A 10628-nucleotide genomic window follows, 5' to 3' on the forward strand; every position below is an offset into this window, starting at 1 on the left:
CTTCCGGTCCGTCCGTGCGGCGGTCAGCGGGTGGTGGCCTCGGCGGCGCCCGGCGCGCCGCTGTCGGCCAGGGCGTCCAGGAGGGTGACGAGGGCGTGCCGGTGGCGGGCGGCGAGCGTGCGTACGGTCGCCTCCTCGTGCAGGGCCGTGGAGTACCACCACTCCACGTGCAGGGCCCCGTCCTCCGTGGTGGCGATCACCTCGACGGCGTGCGGGCGGGTCCAGTGCGGGGCGGTGATGTCCCCGACGGGCTCGGGGGCCACGTCCGGCAGCAGGGTGCCCAGGGGCAGGGTGTCGGCGTCGTCGCCCTCGAAGTCGTACGAGACGTCGCTGGGCGGCGCGGCGCGCAGGACGGCGGCGATCCGCGGCCGGCCGTGCCGGGTGAGCGCGCCGTGGCCCACGCCGCCGCCGGGCAGGGCGGCGAGGTGGCCCACGGTCGCGGCCAGGCGGGCGGCCGGGGTGGCGGCGGCCAGGTCCAGGCGGACGGGGACGGTGGTGGTGAACCAGCCGGTGGTCCGGGCCAGATGGGTGTCCCCGACGGTCTCCTCGCGGCCGTGGCGCAGTACGTCCACACGGACCGCGGGCTCACCGAGCCGTTCGGCCAGCACCTCGCCCAGGGCGTGCAGGACGAGGTCGCCGACGTGGGCGCGGTGGGCGCGGGCCGCCGTGTGGAGGCGGGCGGTGAGCCCGGCGGGGAACTCCTCGCGGTGGGTGGCCGCGGTGGCGGCGGTGTTCACCGCCCGCGGGTCGGCCACGGGGTGGTCCGGGGGCAGGGCGGCGGGGGTGCGGGCCACCTCGGTCCACCACTCGGCCTGCTCCTCCGCCTCGGGGGTGCGGGCGTGGGCGGCGAGGGCCTCGGCCCACTCCGGGTACGAGGTGCCCTCGGCGGGCCATACGTCGTGGCGGCCCTCCTCCAGGGCGGTGTACACCTCCTCCAGGTCCGCGAGGAGGACGGACCAGGACACCATGTCGATCGCGATCTGGTGGACGGCGATCAGCAGCCGGCCGGGCCGGGCGGGGCCCGCGTCGAAGCGGACGAAGCGGACCACGCGGCCCCGCAGCGGGTCCAGGGAGCGCTGTTCGACGGCGCAGCGCAGGGCGACCGCGGCCGAGAGGCCGGCATCGGCCAGCTCGGAGACGTCGACGGTGTCGAGGGCCGGGCCGAGGGCGGCGGCGGGCGGGCCGTCGGTGTCCAGGGCGGCGGTCTGCTGCCGGGGGCGGCGGGCCGGGCGGTCCTCGACGGCCAGCCGGAGCGAGGCGTGCCCGGCGACGAGCCGGCGGACGGCCTCGGCGAACAGGCCCGCGTCGATCCCCGCTCTGGTGGTGAAGAGCAGGGCCTGGTTCCACTGGCCGCGCTCGCCGGTCTGTTCCTCCCACGCCTGCTCCTGGGAGGGGGTGAGGACGACGGGCCCGTGGGCGATGCCCGGCGGGGCGGCCTCGGCCCCGCCGCGCAGGGCGGCCCGCCCGGCGACGAGCGCGGCGAGCCTGGCGGTGGTCAGCCCGGGGGCGAACAGCTCGCGCAGCTGCACCCGTACGCCGAAGGACGCCTCGATGCGGCGGGCGGTGCGGATCAGGTCGAGGGAGTCCACGCCGAGGTCGATCAGCGGGCCGGTGAGGTCGGCGTCGGGGTCGAGCACCGCCTCGGCCAGCCAGCCCGCGAGCCGGGCGTGGATCTCCTCCTCGGCCGGGGCCTCGGGGGCGGCGGCCTCGGGGGCGGTGTCGTCGGGGGCCACCGCCTCGGGGGCGCTGTCCTGCCGTACCGGGGCGGTCACGCGCCGGCCTCCCCGGGGAACCCGGCGGGGCGGCGTATCAGGAACGGGCCGAGGGCGAGGGCGTCCAAGGGCAGCCGGTGGAAGGTGGCGAGGGCGTCGCGCGGGCTGCACACGACGGGCTCGTCCCGGCCGTTGAAGGAGGTGTTCATGATGACGGGGGTCCCGGTGTGCCCGCCGACCGCGCCGATGAGGCGGTGGTAGAGCGGGTCGACGGCGGCCGAGACGGTCTGCGGCCGGGTGGTGCGGTCGCTGTGGACGACGGCCGGCATGGCCGCGGCCCCGGCCTCGGTGACGGGCGTGGTGACGATCATGTAGGGCAGCGGGGTGGCGGTGCCGATCAGCGCCTCGGCGGCCTCCTCCTGCATGCTCGGCGCGAACGGCCGCCACGCCTCGCGGTCCTTGATGCGTACGTTGACCCGGTCGCGGGTGGCCTCCGGATCGGGTACGGCGACCAGGCTGCGGTGCCCCAGCGCACGCGGGCCGCCCTCGGCGCGGCCCTGGAACCAGCCCGAGACCCCGCCCGCGGCCAGGACCTCGGCGGTGGCGGCGGCGATGTCGGCGGGCTCGGTGTAGGGGGTGCCGGAGGCGTCCAGGACCCGGCGGATCGCGTCGGGGGACCACTGGGGGCCCCAGGCGACCGAGCCGTCCATGGGCCGGATGCGGTCGCCCTCCTGGGCGGCGACCCAGACCGCGGCGCCGAGCGAGACGCCCTGGTCGCCGGCGAGGGGCTGCACGAAGAGGTCCTGGACCTCGGGCATCCGCATGATCTTGCCGTTGAGGGTGGCGTTGAAGCCGACGCCTCCGGCGATCAGCAGGGTGGTCTCGCCGGTCTCCCGGAGCAGGCCGCGGACCAGGCCCATGACGGCGCGCTCCAGCGCGGCCTGTGCGGTGGCGGCGATGTCGCGGTACTCGAAGGGGTCCCGGTCGGTGACCTTGCCGTAGCGGCCGGTGCGGGGGTCGAAGCGACGCACCCCGCGGTTGGGCGCCTCGGGGAGGGTCTTCTCCAGGTGCTCCATCCAGTACCGGATGGTGGCCGTCTCCTCGTCCGTGGTGCCCGTGGAGCGCAGGTCGGGCGGGACCACGCCGATGGTGAAGTCCTCGTCGGTGAAGCCGAAGGCGCCGCCGAAACCGAGGTCGCCGGGGGTGCCGTAGGAGGCGAGGCCCATCATCTTGCCGGCGGCGTCGGCGCCGAGGCCGGCGTACTCGCAGACGGCGGCGTAGAAGTAGCCCAGCGACCAGCCGGGGGTGTGCGCCCGCAGTGTCTTGATCTCACCGTCGATGCCCACGGCGAGGGTGGTGCTCTCGTTCTCGCCCTGGCCGTCGAGGACGAGGATCGCGCCCCGGTCGCGCCCGGAGAGGTGGTAGGCGCTGGCGGCGTGCGCGATGTGGTGGTTCACGAAGGTCAGCCGGGGGTCGCGGGCCCGCGGGAACAGCGCCTTGGGCAGCAGGTGTTCGAGGGCGGCCGCGTCGTTGTCGAACCAGTCCAGGCCGCGGTCCGCGAAGAGGGTGGGCAGGTCCCAGCCGTGGGCGACCACGTCGATGTCGTCCAGGGTGAGACCTCCCTCCGCCAGGCAGTAGGCGGCGGCGTGGAGGGGCGCTTCCCCGTAGGCGTGCTTGTTGCGGGTGAAGCGTTCCTCCTCGGCGAGGGCGATGACCTCGCCGTCCACGACGAGGCAGGCCGCACCGTCGTGGCTGGCGCCGGGCCAGCCGTTGACTCCGAGCACACGCATGATCAGTCCCCAAAGGTCGGTCGGCATCCGCCGGATCCGCCTCGGGCCCGTGGGGCGCTCGGCGTCCGGTCACGCCAACGGATCTTGTCGGTCCGCCGGGTTGTACACGACCTGGGAGTTTGTGCGGAGATCCGCGGCGAAGATCGCGGATGCGGCTTTCAGCACCGCGTTGGCGTGCCGCAGCTGCTCGACCTCGTTGCGCAGGCGCCGCAGTTCGGCCCGCTCGTCGGCGGTCAGCGCGTCCTGGGCGGGCCGCCGCGCGGCGGCCACGGGCGGGGCGACGGCGCGGGCCGCGGCGCCCGCCCCGGTCCGCCGGACGGGGGCGGCGGGCGCGCCCGTTCCGGGGCGGCGGCCGGCCGGTGGCTGGGTCGGGACCAGGCCGTTCCCGCCCGGCTGGCCCCGGGCGGGGACATCGTGTCCCTCCAGGGCCGTGCTGAGGCGGTACCAGCGGCGGGTCCAGGATTCCGGATCGCCCTCGCAGGCGGCCACGTAGGCGAGGGTCACCTTCAAGGAGGGCTTGTGCAGTCCGCGGGCCGCCTCCGCGAGGGTGGCGACGGAGTAGTGGGCTCGTTTCGCCATGGTCCGGTAGGAGGGGTTCCCGGCCTGCTTGCGCAGACCGCGCAAGGCGTGGGCGAACTCCTCCAGCGGTCCGGCCGTGGGATCTAACAACCGCTCTGGCCTGGGCATGCCTCTCCCCTGAATCATCGACGGTGCCGAGTGAAGCGCTGGCTGTCCCGTGCCGTACAACCTGGTCAATGGCGTACGGATCCGACATGAGAACCGGTCCGGCGCGCCGGGCGCGACCGGAAACCGCCGCACCGGATCTCTCGGACATTGGTACATGCCAGTGACATATCCATCAATCGGCAATCGACGCTTCCGGCCACGCGGCGGGCGTTTCGTCCGAATGAGGTTGCCCCGGTTCACACCGCCGCAACACCCGTCCGGAACCGTTCCCCGGACGTTCCCCTCAGCGCCCCGGAACGTTGCCCCGTACAAGAGCGCAGCTGGTCGTTGCCCGCACAACCATCCGCCTTCGGCGGGGTTTTGTACAGGGGCACTCGGGCCGAGTGCCCCGTACAACCGGCGGTCGTGTACAACGCCGGGGCTCTGCAAGATCGGTTGCTGTCAGGCGATACGGCCGAAACCGACGGGAATGGGTGGCGGGTTGGTGGACACAGCACGCAGCCAGACGGAGTCAGCAGCGCTCGAAGGCGTCTACGAGTACCGGAGCACCCCGCTCGTGGAACCGGACTGGCGGCGCTACCCCGGATGGCGTGAAGTCACCGAAACGGAATGGGCAGATCCGCAGTGGCAGCGCGCCCACTGCGTCAAGGACGCGAAGGGACTGCGCGCGGTCGTCGGCGATCTGCTCGACGCGTCGTTCTACGAGGACTGGGAGCAGGACCGCCTGCACCGCGCCACCATGTCGGTCCTGCTGCCGCCCCAGATGCTCAACACGATCGCCCCCGAGGCCGCCGCGGCCCGGCCGGGCGAGCTGACCAAAGCCTTCTACGACGACCCCGTACGCCGGTACATGCTGCCGGTGTTCTCCGACCGGCACCCGCACTGGCCCTCGCACCCGATGGCCAGCCGGGACTCCTTGCACGAGCAGGACATGTGGGTGGTGGAGGGGCTGACCCACCGCTACCCCACCAAGGTGCTGGCCGAACTGCTCTCGACCTGCCCGCAGTACTGCGGGCACTGCACCCGCATGGACCTGGTGGGCAACTCCACGCCCCAGGTCACCAAGAACAAGCTCCAGCTCAAGCCCGTCGACCGGGCCGAGCGGATCCTGGAGCACCTGCGCTCCTCCCCCGGCATCCGGGACGTGGTGGTGTCGGGCGGCGACCTGGCCAACCTGCCCTGGCCGCGGCTGGAGCGGTTCGTGGACGGGCTGCTGGACATCGAGTCGGTCCGCGACATCCGGCTCGCCAGCAAGGGGCTGATCGGACTGCCCCAGCACTGGAACTCCGCGCCGGTGCTCCAGGGCGTCGAGCGCATCGCCCGCAAGGCCCGCTCCCGCGGGGTGCGCGTCGCGCTGCACACACACGCCAACGCCGCGCAGCAGGTGACGCCCGGAGTGGCGCGCGCCTCCTGGGCCCTGCTGGGCGCCGGCCTGCACGACGTGCGCAACCAGGGCGTGCTGATGCGCGGGATCAACGACAGCGCGCACGACCTGCTCGACCTGTGCTTCGCGCTCGTCGACCACGCCGGCATCACTCCGTACTACTTCTACATGTGCGACATGATCCCGAACGCCGAGCACTGGCGGGTGCCGCTGCACCGGGCCCAGCGGATCCAGCGTCAGATCATGGGCTACCTGCCCGGCTTCGCCACCCCCCGCATCGTGTGCGACGTACCGATGGCCGGCAAGCGCTGGGTGGACCAGGCCGACACCTACGACCGCCAGCTCGGGGTCTCGCACTGGAGCAAGAGCTACCTCACTCCGCTGGAGGCGGCGGACCTGGACGCCCACAGCGGCTCCTACCACTACTACGACCCCATCGACACGCTCCCGCTCTCCGGGCAGCGCTGGTGGCGGGAAACCCGTCAGGGGTAGAGAAGGGACAGTTGCACAGCCATGAGCAGTCTGCGTCCACGGCGTGAAGACCCTCCGGTCCTGGAGGAGTGGTACCGCCGGCACCTCGGCCCGGACCTCCACGACATCAGCTCCAGCGGCGTCCACCCGTACACCTTCGCCGAGATACGCGACCTGTGCCGGATACCGGTGGCCGACCTCGACGCGATCGTCATGGACGACAGCGTCTCCCAGGGCGGGGAAGGGATCCGCCGGGCGGTCGCCGACCGCTACGCCGGCGGGGACGCCGACCGGGTCCTGATCACGCACGGGTCCAGCGAGGCCATCGCGCTCACGCTGAACGCCCTGCTGCACCCCGGGGACCGGGTCGTCGTCCAGGAGGGCATCTACCACTCGCTGGGCCACTACCCGCGGGCGGCCGGCTGCGATGTCGTCGAACTCCCGGCGCGCGTCGTGCGCGACGGCGAGATCGACCCCGAGGTGCTGGACGAGCTGATCACCCCCGGCACCGCCGCGGTGATCGTCAACTTCCCGCACAACCCCAGCGGCGTCACCCTCTCCCCGCCGGGACTCAAGGCGCTGACGGAGCGCACCGCGGCCACCGGCGCCGTGCTCGTGTGGGATGCCGCCACCGCCGAGATCGCCCACCGCTGGGAAGTGCTGCCGGACCCCGGCGCCGAGGGCGGCGACACGGTGTCCTACGGCACCTTCTCCAAGACCTTCGGCCTGCCCGGACTGCGGGTGGGCTGGGCCGTCGCGCCGAAGGAGCTGATCACCGCCACCTTCCCGCTGCGCGACCGGACCACCCTCTTCCTCTCCCCGCTGGTCGAGCTGGTCGCCGAGCGGGCCATGCGGAACGCCGACGAGCTCATCGGCCGCCGGGCGGCCGAGGCGCGGCGCAACCTCGCGCACCTGACGGAGTGGATGGCCGAGCACGAGGAGCTGGTCCGCTGGACCCCGCCGGAGGGCGGGGTGTGCGCCTTGCCGGTCTTCCGGGAGCTGGAGGAGGCGGGGGCCGGACCGGAGGCGGTGGAGCGGTTCTGCCTGGACCTGCTCGCCCGCCACCGCACCCTGCTGGTGCCCGGCACCGCCTTCGGCGCGCCGCACGGCGCCCGGCTCGGCTTCGGCGGCCCCGAGGAGGGCTTCCGGGCCGGTCTCGAAGGGCTGTCGGAGTTCCTGCTGGCGCGGAGGGCCGGGCGGTGACCGCCGTGACCGGGCCCGACGTGACGGAGGCCGCCGTGACCGGCCCCGACGTGCTCGACCTGTGGGAGCAGTCGGTCCGCGAGCACGCCGAGGGCCCCGCGCTCGTGACCCCGCACCGGGTGCTCACCTACCGGGACGCCGACCGGCTCACCGACGCCTGGGCCGCCTTCCTCGCCGGGCGCGGGGCGGGACCCGGGGAGCTGGTGGGCCTCGCCTTCGGCGACCCGGCCCGTACGGTGCTCGGGATGCTGGCGGCGCTCAAGGCGGGCGCCGGGTTCACCGTCCTGGACGACCGGCTGCCGCCCGCCGCCCGTACCGCGCTGGTGGCCCGCACCGCCGCCGCGGTGTGGCTGGGCGACGGGGCGCACGCGCCCGAGGGGGCCCACGTACCCGCCGATGAGCCGGGGGCCGAGGCTACGGAGCCCGCGCGTCCCGTGCGCCGGGCCGGCGGGTCCGATGTCGCCTACGTGCTGTTCACCTCCGGCTCCACCGGCCGGCCCAAGGGCACGGTGATCGAGCGGGACGCGCTGCGCCGCTTCGCCGTCGCGGTCGCGGACCGGCTGGAGCTGACCGCGCACGACCGCTGGCTCCAGGTGGCCTCGCTCGGCTTCGACGTGCTGATCGAGGAGGTGTTCCCCGCGTTCGCCGCGGGCGCGGCCGTGGTGTGCCGCGAGGACACCCGGGCGCTGGACGCCGAGGAACTGCACATCACCCTGGCCCGGACCCGGACCACCGTGGTCGAACTGTCCACCCAGTACTGGCTGGAGTACGCCCGCTGGCTGGACGGGAGCGGCACGGCCACGCCGGAGACCCTGCGCACGGTGGTGGTGGGCGGCGAGCGGATGGACCCGGTCCCCTACCGGCGCTGGCAGGCCCGGCAGCCCGCGGCCCTCGCCCATGTCTACGGGCTGACCGAATGCACCGTCAGCTCCACCTTCTACACCGGCCTGCTGCCCGCCGACGCCGAGGAGGTGCCGCTCGGCACCGCCCTCCGGGACGTGGAGATCAGCATCCGGCAGGACGGCCGCCCGGTCCCCGAGGGCGGGACCGGGGAGATCCACATCGGCGGTCCGCTGCTGGCCCGCGGCTTCCTCGACGACGAGGAGGCCACCGCCCGCCGCTTCGTGCCCGACCCGTACGCCGCCCGGCCGGACGCCCGCGTCTACCGCACGGGGGACCTGGGCCGGATCGGCCCCGACGGGCAGCTGGTCTTCCTCGGCCGGGTCGACGACCAGGTCAAGATCCGCGGCCACCGGCTGGAGCCGGCCCGGGTGGAGCGCGCCCTGTGCGAGGGCGGCGGCGTGGGCCAGGCCGTGGTCTTCCCCGACCCGGAGACCGGCACCGTCCTGTGGGCGTTCACCGTGCCCGCCGACCCCGCGACGGCGCCGCTGCCCGGGGAGGCAGTGCGGCTGACGGGCGCCGACCGGGACGCTCTCGTGGCCCCGCTGGAGGCGCAGCTGCCCGACTGGGCGGTGCCCCGGGTGCTGTACCGGGTGGCCGTCCTGCCGAAGAACCCGCACGGCAAGGTCGACAAGCGGCGGCTGGCCACCTGGGCGGCGGCGGCCTCGGCGGGCTCCGATGCCTCCGCGGCCCCGGCGGCCGCCGGAACCCCGGCCCCGGTGGCCGTCCCGGATGCCGAGGGCACCGGGCAGGAGCCGCTGGGCACCGTACTCGCCCTCTTCCGCGAGGTCCTGGACGCCCCCGCCCTCGGCCCCGACGACAACTTCTTCGACCACGGCGGGCAGTCCCTGCTCGCCCTGCGCCTGCTCGCGCGCCTGCGCGAGTCCCAGCCCGCCGCCGCCGGGCTGCGGGCGAGCGCGCTCTTCACGGCCCCGACGCCCCGGCTCCTCGCCGACGCGCTCGCCGGCCGCGCGGTCGCCCAGCCCTGACCGGCGCCTTCCCGGCGGGAGGGGATCCGTCCCCGTCCCGTGCGGGCGTACCACCCGAGGGCCCGCGGCCCCGGCTCCGGCCGTCCGCGAGCAGCAACCATCCCCCGACCACTCAGCGAGAGTTGGCATGTCGAACCTCACCGACCAGTCCACGCCCGGCTACACCCTGACGGCCGAGGAGTCCTCCGCCATCGCGGAACTCGGCCTCGAACTGGCCTCCTCCTACCCGTCCTTCGGCGACCCCGGCCTCCTGCACGACCTGCCGCGGCTCGCGGCCCGGCTGCCGGAGGGCGTGCAGGGCTTCCTGCGCGACTTCCAGCTGGCCGACCGGCACGGGCACACCGTGATCCGCGGCCACGACTTCGACCAGACGCGCATCGGCCCCACCCCCGGCCACTGGCGGGGCCGCGGAAGGCCCGGACCGGAGTTCCCCGAAGAGCTGCTGCTGATGCTGTACTCGGCGCTGCTCGGGGAGCCCTTCGGCTGGGCCACCCAGCAGGACGGGCACCTCGTGCACGACATCTTCCCGATCCGCCAGCACGAGAACGACCAGCTCGGCATGGGCAGCAAGGAACTGCTGACCTGGCACACCGAGGACGCCTTCCACCCCTACCGCAGCGACTACCTGATCCTCGGCGCGCTGCGCAATCCCGACCACGTGCCCACCACGGTCGGCGAGCTGGACCTGTCCTCCCTGTCCGCCGAGGACATCGACATCCTCTTCGAGCCGCGGTTCTACATCGCGCCCGACGAGTCGCACCTGCCGAAGAACAACACGATCACCTCCGAGGAGGAGGCGGCCCGGTTCGCCACCATCCAGCGGATGATCGACGAGCGGCCGCTCGGCCCGCTGCTCTACGGCTCGCGCCTGGACCCGTACATGCGCCTGGACCCGTACTTCACCTCCGTACCGGAGGAGGACACCGAGGCGCGGCGGGCGTACGACGCGCTGTTCAAGGTGGTCGACGCCGGGATGCGGGAGGTGGTCGCGGACCAGGGCGACGTGCTGTTCATCGACAACCACCGGGCGGTGCACGGCCGGCTGCCGTTCGAGGCCCGCTACGACGGCACCGACCGCTGGCTCAAGCGGGTCTGCGTGACCACGGACCTGCGCCGCTCCCGCGAGATGCGGGCCACGGCCGCCACCCGGCTCCTGGGCTGACGCGCCGGTGGACCTCACCCTCACCGACCTGTCCCGCGACCCGGGGCTGCTGCCCGAGGTCGACGCCCTGATCGGCGCCAACATGCCCGCCTTCATGAGCTGGGAGTCCCCCGGCAACTGGCGCTGGCACGGCATGTACGACCGCTACGCCGAGCACCAGCTGTGCCTGGTGGACGGCGACGGACGCCTGGTCGCGGCCGCCAACGGCCTGCCGGTGCGGTGGGACGGCACGCCCTCGTGGCGGGCCACCCGCCGCGACCAGGGGCGGGGGCGGGGCGGGGTCCCGGCCCCCCCCCGCCGCCCCCACCCCCGGGGGATGCTGTGGGTGGG

The 10628-nt window shown here is 74.4% G+C and carries 7 protein-coding genes and 1 pseudogene; 5 read left to right on the forward strand and 3 right to left on the reverse strand.

Annotation, left to right across the window (positions count from 1 at the left end; translation table 11 throughout):
- Window positions 1-23 precede the first annotated feature (23 nt).
- The 3 genes from ABZ873_RS16590 to ABZ873_RS16600 form a co-directional block, all read right to left on the reverse strand.
- Entirely contained in the window at window positions 24-1772 is a 1749-nt protein-coding gene (locus tag ABZ873_RS16590) for a condensation domain-containing protein (RefSeq protein WP_360871603.1), read from the reverse strand.
- Complete coding sequence (locus ABZ873_RS16595; protein ID WP_360871606.1) at window positions 1769-3502, reverse strand: carbamoyltransferase C-terminal domain-containing protein; 1734 nt, start codon at window positions 3500-3502, stop codon at window positions 1769-1771. The genes ABZ873_RS16590 and ABZ873_RS16595 overlap by 4 nt, the downstream gene beginning before the upstream one ends.
- A gap of 69 nt (window positions 3503-3571) precedes the next feature.
- Window positions 3572-4189 carry an XRE family transcriptional regulator gene (locus ABZ873_RS16600; protein WP_360871609.1) on the reverse strand — a complete coding sequence of 206 codons (618 nt, stop codon included), beginning with the start codon at window positions 4187-4189 and terminating at the stop codon, window positions 3572-3574.
- Window positions 4190-4673: 484 nt separating this feature from the next.
- Here ABZ873_RS16600 and ABZ873_RS16605 point away from each other — a divergent pair, with 484 nt between their 5' ends.
- The 5 genes and pseudogenes from ABZ873_RS16605 to ABZ873_RS16625 all read left to right on the forward strand — a co-directional run.
- A complete protein-coding gene (locus ABZ873_RS16605; protein WP_360871612.1) occupies window positions 4674-6065 on the forward strand; it encodes a lysine 2,3-aminomutase in 1392 nt (463 codons plus the stop codon).
- Between the two features lie 21 nt (window positions 6066-6086).
- Window positions 6087-7247 (forward strand): capreomycidine synthase, encoded by a 1161-nt coding sequence (gene vioD / locus ABZ873_RS16610; protein WP_360871615.1) that lies wholly within the window; start codon window positions 6087-6089, stop codon window positions 7245-7247.
- Window positions 7244-9136 carry an amino acid adenylation domain-containing protein gene (locus ABZ873_RS16615; protein WP_360871618.1) on the forward strand — a complete coding sequence of 631 codons (1893 nt, stop codon included), beginning with the start codon at window positions 7244-7246 and terminating at the stop codon, window positions 9134-9136. The genes vioD and ABZ873_RS16615 overlap by 4 nt, the downstream gene beginning before the upstream one ends.
- A 127-nt stretch (window positions 9137-9263) precedes the next feature.
- Entirely contained in the window at window positions 9264-10298 is a 1035-nt protein-coding gene (gene vioC / locus ABZ873_RS16620) for an arginine beta-hydroxylase, Fe(II)/alpha-ketoglutarate-dependent (protein ID WP_360871621.1), read from the forward strand.
- A gap of 7 nt (window positions 10299-10305) precedes the next feature.
- Window positions 10306-10628 (forward strand): annotated as a pseudogene (locus ABZ873_RS16625) (hypothetical protein); the annotation flags it as partial.

Origin of the sequence: Streptomyces sp. NPDC047014 (assembly GCF_040644195.1) — a bacterium.
Classification (GTDB): Bacteria; Actinomycetota; Actinomycetes; order Streptomycetales; family Streptomycetaceae; genus Streptomyces.